The organism is Streptomyces sp. NPDC043726 (assembly GCF_056436565.1).
The window spans coordinates 690607-704605 of record NZ_JBWKCI010000002.1 but is presented as its reverse complement, the minus strand read 5'-3'; the positions used below and the strand labels follow the sequence as shown (position 1 = coordinate 704605).

The following is a 13999-nucleotide window of genomic DNA, read 5'->3' as shown; positions in this document are numbered from 1 at the left end:
GCGCGGGCCGTGCTTCGGCGGGGGCGTGGAGGGTTCCTCCTCGCGTACTCAAGGTGCATCTCCGGGGGTCGTGATCGGGGTACGTGTCCCAGGAGACCGGCTTCGGCGCAGGTGGAGAAGGTCGTGTTTATCGGGGGTACAAGCTCGACCTCCCTTGCCGCCCTTCGCTGGCTACCGTGGATGGCATGGACGACCCCAGCGATCACCGTGCCGAGATCCGGGACTTTCTCGCCAGCCGCCGCGCGAAGATCACCCCCGAGCAGGCCGGACTGCCCACCAGCGGGCGACGCCGGGTCCCGGGACTGCGGCGTGAAGAGGTCGCCGTGCTGGCCGGGGTGAGCACCGAGTGGTACACCCGGCTGGAGAAGGGCCACATCAGCGGAGTGTCCGAAGACGTCCTGGCCGCGGTCGCCGGTGCCTTGCAGTTGGACGACGACGAGCGCACCTATCTGTTCGATCTGGCCCGCGCCGCCCGGTCCGCGCGCCGCGCCCCGTCCCGCCGCAAAGACGTCGAAGTCCCGCCCCGCATCCAGTGGCTGCTCGGGTCCATCACGATGTCCGCCGCCTTCGTGCGCAACGGCCGCCTGGACGTCATCGCCCACAATCCGCTCGGCCGGGCCCTGCACGCGCCGATGTTCGACAGCCGCACCGCCGACAGACGCGGCCGGCCCAACTTCGCCCGCTACCACTTCCTCGACCCCGGCTCACACGAGTTCTTCGTCGACTGGGAGGCCGGCGCCGCCGCCACGGTCGCGTTGCTGCGCGCCGAAGCCGGCCGTGAGCCGCAAGACCGGGCGCTTCGCGAGCTGATCGGTGAACTGTCCACGCTCAGCGCCGACTTCCGCACGATGTGGGCCGCGCACGACGTCCGTATCCGCCACGACGGCATCAAGCGGCTGCAGCATCCCGAGGTCGGCCTGCTGGAACTGACGTACCAGTCCGTGGCCTTGCCCGTGTCGGACCGCGCCGTGCACGACCTGAGCCTTTACACCGCTGAACCGGACTCCACCTCCGAAGAGCGCCTGAAGCTCCTCGCCAGCCTGGCAGTCACTCCCGTCCAGGCAACGGAGTCCACCGACCAGCCGAACTGAGCGGCTGATCAGAATCGTCAGCTGAAGCCCACGATCGGGCTTCAGCTGAGGACACGTCAGTCAGCGTGACTGATGTGCCGAGTGCGCCCTCCTATGCAAGATCGTGTCCGGGCGTGAGTAGTTGCAGTCAGTAGGTCGTGCCGCTGGCGCGCTGGCCCAGCGACCGTGGCAGCGTACTGATCGTGTCGTGCTTGACCCAGGCTCCGGACATGGAGCCGTCGGGACTGCGGTTGGCGGACACGCCATCGGTGTTCGACAGGCCCGAGGAGTAGCTCATCGACTGGACTGTCGCACCGGCCGAATTCTGGAGGATCACCTGACCACCGCTGTTGGAGAGGTTGAGGCCGCCGGTGCTCGTCGGCACAGCCGCGATGCCACCGGGGACGGCGGAGGCTCCACCGAACACAGTGATCGCCTTGCCGGGCTGCAATGTCTTCCTCGGCGCGAAGGTGCGGCGCACTGACGTCCCGTCCCGGATGGTCCAGCCCCCGATGTCGATCGCCGGGCCGCCCGTGTTCACGATCTCGACGCCTTCGTCCGCGGTGCTGCTGCCCGGTTCGTTGGCCAGCACATCGTTGATGCTGACATTGGCCGGACCTCCTCCGCCGCCCGCGGTGACGGTGACGTTCTTGGTCGTGGTGTGCGGGGCACCGCCGTTGTCCGTCACGGTCAGGGTCACCGGATAGGTGCCTGCCGACGCGTTGGTGACGCTCGGATTCGTCGCGCTCGAGGTCTGGCCGTTGCCCAGGTCCCAGCTGCGGCTTGCAATCGTGCCGTCAGCATCGCTGCTGGTGTCGGTGAAGGTGCACGCGAGGTTGGTGCAGGAGTGCGTGAAGGACGCGGTGGGCGGCTGGTTGGTCCCGCCTCCACGTACGCCTGGGGCTGGAAGGCGGTCGCCGAGCCCGGGACGTACTTCGCCTGGACCTCGTTGGTGCCCAACTGGTGGTCGATGAAGTCCGGGTAGCCGGCCGTCGACGACACACCAGCCAGATGGGGTGTGGCGAGACCGGGCGAGCATCCCGGGTCGGCCGGCGGGCACACCACCGCGGCAGCCGAAACACCCAGCCACGTTTGGTTGAACAGCCGGCGCCTGCGTACCCGGTGGCGACCGGCCCCGCAGGCCGGGGATGCGGTTCCAAAAGGCTCCCGGTAGAACGCCGTGGAGGCCGGCGATCGAGGTGATCGCGCAGGAGGTTGGCGATCGAGGTGATCGAGCCAGAGCTCACCGGCGGCGGGTCGCGGGCGGGGAGGGTGATCTCCTCGGTGGCGACGCCGGCGACATCCTCGTAGTCCCGTCGCTCGGCCGCTACGGCCGCAGCCTCTTGGAACCCATCAACATGGTTGCCGAACTACGCCGGCGGAGTTCATCGGCGAAACCATGGTCATCGGCGGCCACGAAGGCCTGGGTCGCCGCCCCCGACCGGCGCCCGCGGGTGCCGGACGCCAGCCGGAGGTCCGGCCCATCGGCCGGCAGACTTTTTGCAGATCGCCCTGCTCTCTCGGATGTCTCAGGCTCAGTTCGGCGCGGGGGCTGTACGCGGGCGGCGGGCCAGGGAGATCAGAGGGCCCGCGGCGAGGAGGGCCGCGAGGGCGGCGTAGCCGGTGGTGAGAGTGGCGACAGTGGCAACGCCGGCGACCAGGAGGGGACCTCCGGCGTCGCCGAGTTCGCGGCCGAGTTCCGCTGAGCCCATGGTCTGCCCCATCCGTTCCTCGGGGGTGGATGCGGCCAGGGCGGCGAAACCGAGCGGGGTGATCAGGCCGGTGCCGGCACCGATGAGGGCGGCGGCCAGCAGGATCCCGGCGAGACCCGGCAACATCGCTGCGGCAAGGCCGGCGGCGGTGACGAGGAGGCCGGTGAGCAGGCCGGAGCGGATGGTGAGGCGTCCGGCGTCGAGGGCGCGGCCGGCCTTCGGCTGAACGACGGCGGCGGTGGCGGCGAGGACGGAGACCGCGGCGCCGGTGGCGACGGTGCCGAGCCCGGCCGCCGCCCCCGTAACGGGCAGGAAGCCCACGCCGACGGAGAGCGCGGCGGTGGCGGCGGCGAGGGCCGCGGTCGGAGCGAGGAAGGAGCGGTCGGCCAGGCGGCGGGCGAGGTCGGCGACCGTCTGCCGCTTGCGGGGCAGCGGCGGCACCGCCGGCACGGCTAGCGCGGCCCACAGGGCGACAGCGGCGGCACACAGGGCCATCACGGTGAAGAGGAGGCGCAGACCGCCGGCCCAGACCAGCAACCCACCGAGGAGCGGTCCGAGGGTGTAGCCGATGGACTTGTAGAAGCCGTAACTGCCGAATGCGCGCCCGCGCTTGGCCGAGGGGTTGAGGCGGGCGACCATCGCGGACGCCGAGGGAGAGAAGGCAGAGGCGGCGGCGCCCTGGCCGAGGCGGGCGGCCCACAGCCAGCCGGGGCTGTCGGCGACCGCGTACAGGGCGGACGCGGCGGCAAAGGCGATCAGGCCGCCGAGGAGGACCGGCTTACCGCCGATCCGGTCGGCCAGCGAGCCGAAGACGGGCTTGAGGAGGACCTCTGCGCCGTCGTAGAGGGCGAGCAGTCCGCCCAGGACGAGCAGGGAGGTGACCGCGTCTTCGGTGAATCCGCCGAGGTTGGCGGCGATGCCGTGTGCGCCGAACGCTGTGGTGAACCCAGCCGCGTACAGGGGCCACATCGCCTGCCTCGGAGCCGCCTGGGCTATGGGGTGGGGGGCGGGGCTGGTCATGCAGGGTCCTCGCTGTTGGTGTGGAGGGCAGCGAAGACGCGCTCGGCGTAGTCCTCGCACTCGGTGGTGCACTGCTTCAGCCGCGCTGCCGCCTCGGCGGCCTCGGGAGCGCCGAAGACGTCCCGGGCGGTGAGGTCGCGGTGCCAGCGGCGCAGGCGCTCAAGGCTCTGCTCCTCCTCCTCCAGCTCAGCGAGGGTGAACTTGCCGATCCGGATCTCTTTGGCGATCTCCGCCTCGAACTTCGCGCAGTCGGCGAGGAACTCGGCCCAGTCCGCTGAGCGGGCGGTCGTGAATAGCTCCCGGAAGCGAGCCGCGTCATCGGCGGAGCGGCCCGTGGCCTGGAGCGTGATGCCCTGGCCGCCAGCGCCGTCGGTGAGTTCGAGGGCGCGCCGGACCCCGTCGGCGAAGACCGGCACCTCCGGGACGGCCCATATCCCCTGACCCAGCGAGAGGGCCCCGACCTTGCGCAGCTCCCGCCACACCGCCACCCGGTGCCGGGACGGGTCGGCAGGCAGCTTGATCAACAGGATCAGCCAACGCACAGAGTCCTCCCGCTTCGTCACGGTGATGAATGTAGCAGGCGTTACAATGATTCAGGATTTCCTGAATTCAGGATTCCATGTACTATCGTGGTGTGCTGACTGCTGCCTCCGACATCGAGGTGCTGGCCCGGTTCGGCCGCGCGCTCGCCGACCCGATCCGCTGCCGCATCCTGATCGCCCTGGGCGATGCCCCCGCCTATCCGGCCGACCTCGCCAACGCTCTCGGCATCTCGCGGACCCGGCTGTCGAATCACCTCGCGTGCCTGCGCGACTGCGGCCTGGTCGTGGCCGTCCCCGACGGCCGCCGCACTCGCTACGAACTCGCCGACGACCGCCTCGGCCACGCCTTGGACGACCTGCGCACCGCCGTCGTGGCCGTGGAGACCGACCGCACCTGCCCGGACGCCGAAACAAAGGGCTGCTGCTGACTATGACCGCCGAGATATCCCTCTCCCCCGGACCGTCCCCGGCCCGCCGCGAAGCGCTCGCCCGACGGATACGCCTGCTGGTGGCCGCGACCATCACCTACAACGCCATCGAGGCAGTCGTCGCCCTCACCGCCGGGACGATCGCCTCCTCCACGGCCCTGATCGGCTTCGGCCTGGACTCGGTCATCGAGGTCTCCTCCGCCGCCGCGGTCGCCTGGCAGTTCTCCGCCCGCGATCACGCCGTGCGCGAGGCCCGGGAGAAGACCACCCTGCGGATCATCGCGGTGTCCTTCCTGGCACTCGCCGCGTACGTCACCCTCGACGCCGTCCGCGCGCTGACCGGCTCCGGCGAGGCGGAGCGGTCGGTCCCTGGCATCGTCATCGCCGCGCTGTCGCTGGCGATCATGCCGTTCCTCTCCGCCGCCCAGCGCAAGGCCGGCCGCGAACTCGGCTCCGCTTCCGCCGTAGCCGACTCCAAGCAGACCCTGCTGTGCACCTACCTGTCCGCCGTCCTTCTCGTGGGCCTGGTCCTGAACGCCACACTCGGCTGGTCCTGGGCCGACCCGTTCGCCGCGCTCGTCATCGCGGCCATCGCGGTGAAAGAGGGGCGCGACGCCTGGCAGGGCAAGGGCTGCTGCGCACCGACGGTCGCGGCGTCGTCCGCCGACGCCGAGACGGACACCTGCGGCTGCCGCCCCGGATGCGACTGCTGCGCCTGACCTGTCCCCTGGCCACGAGGGACTCCAGGGCTATCCGGGTTCCCTCACTGCGTCAGCGGGTTCAACGTCGACCAGGCCGTCCCCCGGGCTCACGACCAGTACCCAGGTATGAGTTCACCACCGGATGCATCGGCGTCCTCGGGGACGCGATGACGGGAGTGAGCGCGATGAGTGAACTGGCGTGGGTACCGCAGGCCCCGCACACTGCCCATCGAGGAGCAGCCCCTGCGCTTCGCGGAGTAGGACGCTCAAGCTCCGAGCGCGGGGGCACCTCGGTGAAAGGTCCCGTAGGCCTCGATCTGCGCTCACCAGGCAGCAACTCCACAGGCATGACCGGAGCGTAGACAGCGCTCCCGTGTGCCGTGCCTTCGACGCTGCCACGCCTCACACCGTGCGCGTGGGGGTCGAGCCGGTACCCCCCATAAACCCGACCTGCCACGCCTGGCGCAGAGGCGGTTTTCTGCAATCGCGCCTCGGTCACGACATCACCGGCCGCGGCGCGCCCCTCCCTCCACCGATCAAACATGAGGTGTTCTCCATGGAACGTCGCAAAGCGCTCGGACTGATCGCCGCCACCGGCGCCGCCACCGCCGCCTCCGTCACGGCTCTGCCCTCCTTCGCCGCGGAGAGCGGCCCCGCCTCGGGCGCCACGGGACAGGGCAAGGCGAAGGGCGGCTACACCTTCTCGCTGGACAAGAACGTCAAGCGGACCGCGGTGCGGTTCAAGAACCGCTACGGCATCGAAGTCGCCGCGGACCTCTACGTCCCGAGGAACACCAAGGGCAAGCTGCCCGCGCTCGTGGTCAGCGGACCGTTCGGCGCGGTCAAGGAACAGTCCTCGGGGCTCTACGCCAACGAGTTCGCCCGCCGCGGCTACGTCGCCCTGGCCTTCGACCCTTCCTTCACCGGGGAGAGCGGCGGCTCGGTACGCGACGTGGCCTCGCCCGACATCTACACCGAGGACTACAGCGCCGCCGTCGACTTCCTCGGTCTGCAGAGGTTCGTCGACCGCGAGCGGATCGGCGCGCAGGCCGTCTGCGGCCTGAGCGGCATGGCGCTCACCGCGGCGGCCGCGGACAGCCGTATCAAGGCGGTCGCCACCGCCTCGATGTACGACATGTCGCGCAGCATGTCCCGCGGCCACGAGGACTACTACACGCGTGAGCAGCGCCAGAAGGTCGTGGACCACCTCAGTCGGCAGCGCTGGACCGACGCGGAGAACGGCACCTACGCGCGCCTCTCCCACGAGGTCCCGTTCGACGAGAACGGCAACGTCGCCCCCGCGAACCGCGTCCTGCCCAAGTCCCTCCCGGCGGACGCCGACCCGGTCACGGCGATCTTCTTCGACTACTACCGCACCGAGCGCGGATACCATCCGCGCTCGATCAACTCCACCACCGCGTGGACCGCGACCACGCCGATGTCGTTCTTCGCCTTCCGGCTGATGACGAACATCGACATGCTGGCGCCCCGCAAGGCCCTCCTGGTGGCCGGCGCCGACGCGCACTCCCGCTACTACTCCGAGGACGTTCGGGCGATGGCCCCCGACACCGTCGACCTCGTCATCGTCCCGGGCGCGGACCACGTCGACCTGTACGACCGCAAGGACCTCATCCCCTTCGACAGGCTCGACGAGTTCTTCACGAAGCACCTTGCCTGACCGGCGGTGCCCCTGACAGGCCGGTACCGCCGCCGGCCTGTCGGGAACCCCCACAGCGAAAACAGCGTCGTCCGCTTGAGGCAGCGCGTCTCCGAGCAGGACCGCAGGGCAAACGCTTGTACGGTCAGGCTTTAGCATGTCGCCCGTCGGGTGACGGGCGGTCCTGTTCCGCGTGGTCGTGCCTCAGGTGCTGCGCCGCCGTCCGGCTGTGTCCTGGCAGTTGTGCGTACGGGGGAGAGCTTCGTTGTTCGGAATCATCAGGCCATGCCGTCATCGCCTGGGCGAGGGCATGCGCACCGAGTGGATGGCGCATCTGTGCGGGCTGTGCCTGGCGCTGCGCGGCGAGTACGGGCAGTTCGCGCGGGTGGCCACCAACTACGACGGTCTGATCGTCTCGGTGCTGACCGAGGCGCAGTCGGAGCGCACCGGCGACTGGCGGCGGGGCGCTGGTCCGTGTCCGCTGCGCGGGATGCGGTCGGCGGATGTGGCGCAGGGTGAGGGCGCCCGGCTGGCGGCGACGGTGTCGCTGGTGCTGGCGGCCGCGAAGGTGCGTGACCATGTGGCCGACGGTGATGGTGTGTTGGGCCGCCGTCCGGTGACGTTGGCGGCGCGGCGGATCGCCCGGGGCTGGGACCGTGCGGGTGCCGCGGGTGGTGCACGGCTCGGCTTCGACACCGCCGTCCTGCTCGGCGCGGTCGAACGGCAGTCGGAGATCGAGCGGTTGACCGGTCGCGGCGACTCGCTTCTGACGGTCACGGAACCGACGGAGACGGCGACCGCCGCCGCCTTCGCGCACACTGCCGTGCTCGCCGGCCGCCCTGCGAACGCGGAGCCGCTGGCTGAGGCCGGCCGGCTGTTCGGCAGGCTGGCTCATCTGCTCGACGCGGTGGAGGACTTGGACGCGGACGAGGCGAAGGGCGCGTGGAACCCGATCACCGTGACCGGCGCGGACCCCACCGAGGTGCGCCGGCTGTGCGACGACGCGGTCCATGGGATCCGGCTCGCCCTGTCCGACGCCGAGTTCGTCGACGGGCGGCTCGTACGGGCGCTGCTGGGCGGTGAGCTGGAGCGGGCCGTCGACCGTGCCTTCGACCCCCGCCATCGTCACCACCGGCACCGCCCGCAGGCACGGGCGCCGCGCGTGCTTCCCTGGCTGGGACGCCGTACCGCGACGGAACCTTCCGCGGGGACGGGAACGGCCTGCGGCGTCGGGGCGCTGACGAGCACGGACCCGGAGGGCGCCACCATGGCGTCGGGCCGGCCCTCGGACGGTGAGTGCCGGCGGTGCGGCCAGTGGCGGCAGTTGTGCCGCGACTGCAGGTTGTGCGCCAGTTGCTGCACCTGCGACGAGGGCGAGGGCCCGGACGAGATAGAGCCCCCGCAGTTCGGCGAGGGCAATCGCGGCGGCTCGCGTCAGGACGGTTCCGGCCGGGACGGTGGGGGCGACGGCTGGTTCGGCGGGTCGGGCGGCGGCAACTCGGGCGGTTCGTCCGGTGGTTCGGGCGGGGGCGGCCGGGGGTCCGGTGGTTCCGGTGGCGATTCGGGGGACGGTTGCTGCGGGGGCGGGGGCTGCTGCAATCCGTGCAAGTGCTGCTGCGATTGCTGCGACTGAACGGCGGTTGAGCCGGGAGGCGTTGCGGCTCACACAGGGAATCCCTGCAGCGGCGGCATCTCATCGAGGATGCCGCCGCGGCGCGGGCGCGTGCGGCAGGGCGTAGACCTCTCCAAGTGCCGGCCCTGGCCATCGTCAAGGCTGGTGATCCTGCCGGTGCGCGCCGGTGGTCTGAGGGACACCGTGGCGTGGGACGGCGGGCGCCGCCCGCCGGTGGGAGAACGTGGAGAGGGACAAGCCCTTGAGAGCGTGGCGAACCACCTTGAGACTGGTCGTGGCAACCATGGCCGTCGTCGTCGCGGGCACCGGTGTGTCAGCGGCGGCCCCGTCGCGGGCTCCGCAGGCCGGGGCTGAGACACCGGCTGTGGAAGGGCCGGTGCCCGGGACCGTACCGGGTTACCCGAAAGCACCGGACGCTGGAGACACCTATCCCTGGCTTTCCGCCCCTGGTCTGGCCGAAGCAGGCTATGTCGAGCAGGAATTCCTGCTCTCCGGCCGGGCAGACGCCTACGGTCCGACCGGTGTACGGCTCGCCGAGGACGTGCCGTACACCACCCGGATCGTGGTACGCAGGCCCGCCGACCCGGCGCGGTTCGACGGCACCGTTCTGACCGAGTGGCAGAACGTCACCGCAGGCTACGACCTGGACGCTCTGTGGGCGCCCGACCAGATCACGCGGGCCGGACAGGTCTGGGTCGGGGTGTCCGCGCAGCGCGTCGGCGTGGACCAGCTCAAATCCTGGAGCCCTGCCCGCTACGGCAGCCTCGACGTGACCGGGCGCGGAAGGTTCATGGCCGACGAACTGTCCTATGACGTGTACGCACAGGCAGCCCGGGCCCTGCGCGCGGGCACCGGGAGACTGCTGGGCCCCCTCCGCGCGAAGTCGGTCCTGGGAATCGGCGCCTCGCAGTCGGCGGGCCGGATGTCGGTGTACTACGACCACGTGCTGCCGCAGACAGAGCCGGTGTTCGACGGCTACGGCTTCGTCGTGGGCCCGGCACCCATGCGTGCGGGCGGCGAGCCGGTGTTCCACGTGCTCTCGGAGACCGACGTGCGCACCCCTGTCCGACGGCCCGACAGCGATCACTACCGGCGCTGGGAGGTGGCCGGTGCCGCGCACTCCGGCCGCTTCGGACAGGCCTACCGCGCACCGTTGCTCACCCGCGACCTCGGTGCCGCACCGGAGTTCACCTGCGACCGTCCGCCGTTCAGCGAGGTGCCACTGCACCATGTGATCGCCGCCGCCTACAGCCACCTCGAGCGATGGGTGAAGCGGGGTGTACTACCGCCGTCGGCACCCGCTCTCCGGTTCGCCGCGGACGGCACCAAGGCCCGCGACGCCCATGGAATCGCCCTCGGCGGTGTCCGGTTGTCCCAGGTGGAGGTCCCCAGGGCGCTGAACACCGGGGACAACACGGGAGAGAGCTTCTGCGTGCTGTTCGGAACGCACGTACCGTTCACCACCGCGCAGCTCGACCGTCTGTACCCCACGCACACCGGCTATGTCGCCCGGGTCATCGGCGCCGACACGCGTGCCGTACGGGACGGCCATCTGCTGCCGGCCGACGCACGTGCCAATCTGCGCGACGCGCTGTCCTGGGAGGCGAATCCGGGCTGAGGCCTGTGTCGGGGCGGCGGACGCGGTGCGGACCAGCGCCCCGACACATGTACAGCCCATGCCCACCAACGCCACGCTGGCGGGGTCGAGTTGAAGAGGGTCTATCTTCTCGGGCATGGATCATCAGGGCGAGTTTCGTCGGGCAGCGCTTGAGCTGGGCATCCCGGAGGACGAGATCAACAGGTTCAGGCAGCACCTTCGATTGGCGATCGGTTTGTCCGGGCGTGGCGATGGTTCTCCCGTCGGGCACATCGGTGGGTTGCCCCGGCTGCCGGTGGGCATGAAGTGGCCGGCCGCCGGGGACATTCCGTTGCCGTTGCTTCTCTCCGTCGATTGCGGGGCGCTGCCGAGGGTCGACGGCTTCGACCTGCCGGCGGACGGGACGCTGCTCTTCTTCGTTCACCAAGAGATGGACTTCGGCGCAGCGCGGGCCGATCCGGGACAGTACGCGCGAGTCGTGTATGTACCGGACGGCACCGAAACCGTGGTCGCGGAGCCCCCCGACTCCGCATGTGTCGGCGAGCGGAACGACGTCTGCGCCGAGCTCAGAGCCGATCTGCCCCTCTGGCTCGAGGAGGGCGAGGACGAGGACTGGCACGAGTTCTGGGAGGATCTCGAGTGGGACGACATGTCCGCCTTCCAGCAGCGGCTGGCCCGCTACATGGAGCAGGAACTGCCGCACCTGGGGGAACTTCGGTCTCTGGCCTACGGCCTCTGGTCGTCCGGCGCCTACCTCACCATCGGCGGGTACGCCGATGACGAGGCGACAGTCGGCAATATCACGGCGAAGACCCTCGCTGAGGGAGAATGGTTTTCCTATCTGGACGAGGACGCGTTCCGGCTGGCGAGCGAATGGATGCCACTCGCCGGTCAAGGACGGGTCTACGCGGAGTACTACACGAAATTCATGATCCGCCGCGACGACCTGGCCGCCGCTCGGTGGGACAAGGCGCTGACCGTGACTGTTTTCGATGCCCCGTGACCAAGTTCGACGCCCCGCCACCTCGGCGGCTGACGAAGGCTGGTTTCGCGACCCTTGACGGACGGCCAGGGCGCCGCCCGGTCAGAACCTCGCGGCGCCACAGCGGACGTCAGGACGGGACCGCGGCGCCAGGGAGTGGTTCGTCGCTCCCCGGCTCCGCGGGCGGCTCGCTCAGCTGCTCGCGCACGTAGTTCCAGACCACCGCGATCAGGGCGGTGATCGGGACGGCGAGGAGGCTGCCGACGATGCCCGCCAGGTTTCCGCCCAGGGTCACCGCCAGGAGGATCACCGCCGCGTGCAGGCCGAGCCCGCGGCTCTGGATCATGGGCTGGAACACGTTCCCCTCAAGCTGTTGCACGACCACGATGATGGCCAGCACGATCAGCGCGTCGGACAGGCCGTTGGAGACCAGTGCGATGAGGACCGCCACGAAGCCGGCGAACAGCGCGCCCACGATCGGTACGAACGCGGTGACGAAGGTCAGCACCGCCAGCGGCAGCACCAGCGGCACGTCGAGTATCCAGAGGCCGACCCCGATGCACACGGCGTCGAGGAGACCGACGGCAGCCTGCGACCGGACGAACGAACCCAGGGTGTCCCAGCTGCGCGCGGCGACGGTGGGGACGTCGACGGAGAGCCGGCCGGGCAGCTGGCGGGCGAGCCAGGGCAGGAACCGCGGTCCGTCCTTGAGGAAGAAGAACATCAAGAACAGGGCCAGCACAGCGGTGATCACGCCGTTGACGACACTGCTCACTCCCGTGACCAGGGCACCTACGGCGGTGCCCAGACCGTCCTGGGCCCGCTCGACCGCACTGTCGAAGGCCTTGTCGATCTGAGCGTCCCCGATGTTCAGCGGCGGCCCGGCGGCCCACTCCCGCAGCCTCTGCACACCCTCGACCACACCGTCGGTCAGGTCACCGGACTGGGACGCCACCGGAACCGCGATCAGCGCCACGACACCGGCGGCCACGAGCAGGAACATCAGGGTCACCAGCGACGCGGCCAGGGCCGGACGCCACCCTCGCGAGCGGAGGAAACGTGTCGGAGGCCAGGTCAGCGTGGTGAGGAGCAGAGCCACGATGAGCGGCCAGACCACCGACCACATCCGGTCGAGCAGCCAGAGGGACACCGCGACCATTACAAGAACCAGCAGCATCTCGGCGGAGACACGTGCCGATGTGCTCAGCGCGGCGCGGGATTTGGTGGAACTCATCGTGGCAGGCATGCGGCACACCCTATGGGCAGCCTCAGCAGATCTTGTCATCGCGGTCGGCAGCGGTTGTCCATGCTCAGCAGGCGGATTCCGCGACATGGCTCGCCGTCTGGGGTCGCCGATACGACGGTGCCGTCCACCATCCGCCGCCGCTGGAGGCATGATTCTCGGACAGCACCTCTGGAGGAGAAGCGTGACCGACACCGACAACGCCCGGCCCGTCGAGGGCGAAGCGCGAGCGGCAGGGCAGAGCAGGCTGCACCGATTGATGCGCTTCCTGCCCCTGGTCGCCCCTGTGTTGCTGTGGGCCGTGCCCTGCTGGGTCCTGCTGCACACGGGCCAGCACTGGCCCCTGCCGGTCGTGCTGGCGGGGACCGCCCTGTTCGCCGCCGGCATGATCGGCATGCCGCTCGCCATGGTGCGCGGGCACGGGCGGCGCCAGCAGGACTGGGCGGCCATCACAGGTGACGCCCTGCTGGGCAGCATCTGGGTCCTGTTCACCTGGTCGGTTCTGCTCGGCGTCCTGCTGCGGCTCGCCCTGGCCGTGGCAGGCGTCGGCGACGGCCAGGACCGGGCCCGCATCGTCACCTGGGCCGTCCTCGGCGTAGCCGCGGTGCTGCTCGCCTGGGGATACGCCGAGGCCCGCCGCATACCCCGCGTGCGCCGACTCGACGTACACCTTCCCCGGCTGGGAGCCGGGTTGGACGGCACGCGCGTCGTCCTCATCACCGATACCCATTACGGCCCCCTGGACCGCGCCCGCTGGTCGGCGCGGGTCTGCGAGACCGTGAACACCCTTGAGGCGGATCTGGTCTGCCACACCGGCGACATCGCGGACGGCACGGCCGAACGCCGCCGCGCCCAGGCCGCCCCCCTGGGCACCGTGCAGGCGACCAGCGGCCGTGTCTACGTCACCGGGAACCACGAGTACTACAGCGAGGCCCAGGGCTGGGTCGACCTGATGGACGAGTTGGGCTGGGAGCCCTTGCGCAACCGCCACGTGCTGCTCGAGCGGGGCGGCGACACGCTCGTAGTCGCAGGCGTGGACGACGTCACCGCCGAAGCGTCCGGCCTGGCCGGCCACCGTGCCCACCTCGCCGGTGCTCTGGACGGCGTGGATCCGGACCTCCCCGTCATGCTCCTGGCCCACCAGCCCGCGTTCGTCGGCCGCGCGGCCGCCGCAGGCGTTGACCTCCAGCTGTCCGGCCACACCCACGGCGGCCAGATCTGGCCGTTCCACTACCTGGTCCGCCTGGACCAGCCCGCCGTCGCCGGCCTGAGCCACCACGGCACCCGCACACTCCTCTACACCAGCCGCGGCACCGGCTTCTGGGGCCCGCCGTTCCGTATCTTCGCCCCCAGCGAGATCACCCTGCTCGTGCTCCGCTCCCCGCACCAGCCCACCGCCGATTGACACCGGGCG

General features: G+C 70.5%; 13 protein-coding genes and 1 pseudogene. 9 read left to right on the top strand and 5 right to left on the bottom strand.

Going from position 1 to position 13999, the window contains the following annotated elements; translation table 11 throughout:
* The first annotated feature begins 185 nt into the window (after window positions 1–185).
* Window positions 186–1091 (top strand): helix-turn-helix transcriptional regulator, encoded by a 906-nt coding sequence (locus AC068Z_RS07910; RefSeq protein ID WP_478553384.1) that lies wholly within the window; start codon window positions 186–188, stop codon window positions 1089–1091.
* A 127-nt stretch (window positions 1092–1218) separates the two neighbouring features.
* Here AC068Z_RS07910 and AC068Z_RS07905 read toward each other — a convergent pair whose 3' ends face one another.
* Both AC068Z_RS07905 and AC068Z_RS07900 read right to left on the bottom strand, forming a co-directional pair.
* On the bottom strand, window positions 1219–1758 hold the full coding sequence (locus AC068Z_RS07905; RefSeq protein ID WP_478553768.1) for a lamin tail domain-containing protein: 540 nt from the start codon (window positions 1756–1758) through the stop codon (window positions 1219–1221).
* Window positions 1759–1767: 9 nt separating this feature from the next.
* Window positions 1768–1887: pseudogene (locus tag AC068Z_RS07900) on the bottom strand (PKD domain-containing protein); the annotation flags it as partial.
* A 30-nt stretch (window positions 1888–1917) separates the two neighbouring features.
* Between AC068Z_RS07900 and AC068Z_RS07895 the strand changes: the two are divergent.
* On the top strand, window positions 1918–2055 hold the full coding sequence (locus tag AC068Z_RS07895) for a hypothetical protein (RefSeq protein WP_478553788.1): 138 nt from the start codon (window positions 1918–1920) through the stop codon (window positions 2053–2055).
* A gap of 550 nt (window positions 2056–2605) precedes the next feature.
* On the opposite strand, the gene AC068Z_RS07890 is transcribed toward AC068Z_RS07895, so the two are convergent.
* Both AC068Z_RS07890 and AC068Z_RS07885 read right to left on the bottom strand, forming a co-directional pair.
* Window positions 2606–3802, bottom strand: coding sequence for an MFS transporter (locus tag AC068Z_RS07890; protein ID WP_478553382.1), 1197 nt, complete (start codon window positions 3800–3802; stop codon window positions 2606–2608).
* On the bottom strand, window positions 3799–4365 hold the full coding sequence (locus tag AC068Z_RS07885) for a Chromate resistance protein ChrB (protein WP_478553380.1): 567 nt from the start codon (window positions 4363–4365) through the stop codon (window positions 3799–3801). The genes AC068Z_RS07890 and AC068Z_RS07885 overlap by 4 nt, the downstream gene beginning before the upstream one ends.
* Window positions 4366–4436: 71 nt before the next feature.
* Between AC068Z_RS07885 and AC068Z_RS07880 the strand changes: the two genes are divergently transcribed.
* The 6 genes from AC068Z_RS07880 to AC068Z_RS07855 all read left to right on the top strand — a co-directional run bounded on the left by AC068Z_RS07880 (window position 4437) and on the right by AC068Z_RS07855 (window position 11363).
* Window positions 4437–4772 (top strand): ArsR/SmtB family transcription factor, encoded by a 336-nt coding sequence (locus AC068Z_RS07880; protein ID WP_478553378.1) that lies wholly within the window; start codon window positions 4437–4439, stop codon window positions 4770–4772.
* 2 nt (window positions 4773–4774) lie between these two features.
* Window positions 4775–5491 (top strand): cation efflux transmembrane domain-containing protein, encoded by a 717-nt coding sequence (locus AC068Z_RS07875; protein WP_478553376.1) that lies wholly within the window; start codon window positions 4775–4777, stop codon window positions 5489–5491.
* A 538-nt stretch (window positions 5492–6029) separates the two neighbouring features.
* Window positions 6030–7151 (top strand): alpha/beta hydrolase, encoded by a 1122-nt coding sequence (locus tag AC068Z_RS07870; RefSeq protein WP_478553375.1) that lies wholly within the window; start codon window positions 6030–6032, stop codon window positions 7149–7151.
* A 244-nt stretch (window positions 7152–7395) separates the two neighbouring features.
* Window positions 7396–8763, top strand: a complete 1368-nt coding sequence (locus tag AC068Z_RS07865) for a DUF5685 family protein (protein ID WP_478553374.1) — start codon at window positions 7396–7398, stop codon at window positions 8761–8763.
* Between the two features lie 376 nt (window positions 8764–9139).
* A complete protein-coding gene (locus AC068Z_RS07860) occupies window positions 9140–10381 on the top strand; it encodes an alpha/beta hydrolase domain-containing protein (RefSeq protein ID WP_478553372.1) in 1242 nt (413 codons plus the stop codon).
* A 115-nt stretch (window positions 10382–10496) separates the two neighbouring features.
* Window positions 10497–11363, top strand: coding sequence for a DUF1963 domain-containing protein (locus AC068Z_RS07855; RefSeq protein ID WP_478553370.1), 867 nt, complete (start codon window positions 10497–10499; stop codon window positions 11361–11363).
* 109 nt (window positions 11364–11472) lie between these two features.
* Here AC068Z_RS07855 and AC068Z_RS07850 read toward each other — a convergent pair whose 3' ends face one another.
* Window positions 11473–12576 carry an AI-2E family transporter gene (locus AC068Z_RS07850; protein WP_478553766.1) on the bottom strand — a complete coding sequence of 368 codons (1104 nt, stop codon included), beginning with the start codon at window positions 12574–12576 and terminating at the stop codon, window positions 11473–11475.
* A gap of 193 nt (window positions 12577–12769) precedes the next feature.
* On the opposite strand from AC068Z_RS07850, the gene AC068Z_RS07845 reads away from it, so the two are divergent.
* Window positions 12770–13990, top strand: a complete 1221-nt coding sequence (locus tag AC068Z_RS07845; protein WP_478553368.1) for a metallophosphoesterase — start codon at window positions 12770–12772, stop codon at window positions 13988–13990.
* Window positions 13991–13999: the final 9 nt, after the last annotated feature.

Coding starts and splice junctions, on each gene's coding strand:
- AC068Z_RS07910 (WP_478553384.1), top strand. CDS start 186: ATGGACGACCCCAGCGATCACCGTGCCGAGATCCGGGACTTTCTCGCC.
- AC068Z_RS07890 (WP_478553382.1), bottom strand. CDS start 3,802: ATGACCAGCCCCGCCCCCCACCCCATAGCCCAGGCGGCTCCGAGGCAG.
- AC068Z_RS07875 (WP_478553376.1), top strand. CDS start 4,775: ATGACCGCCGAGATATCCCTCTCCCCCGGACCGTCCCCGGCCCGCCGC.
- AC068Z_RS07870 (WP_478553375.1), top strand. CDS start 6,030: ATGGAACGTCGCAAAGCGCTCGGACTGATCGCCGCCACCGGCGCCGCC.
- AC068Z_RS07855 (WP_478553370.1), top strand. CDS start 10,497: ATGGATCATCAGGGCGAGTTTCGTCGGGCAGCGCTTGAGCTGGGCATC.
- AC068Z_RS07850 (WP_478553766.1), bottom strand. CDS start 12,576: ATGAGTTCCACCAAATCCCGCGCCGCGCTGAGCACATCGGCACGTGTC.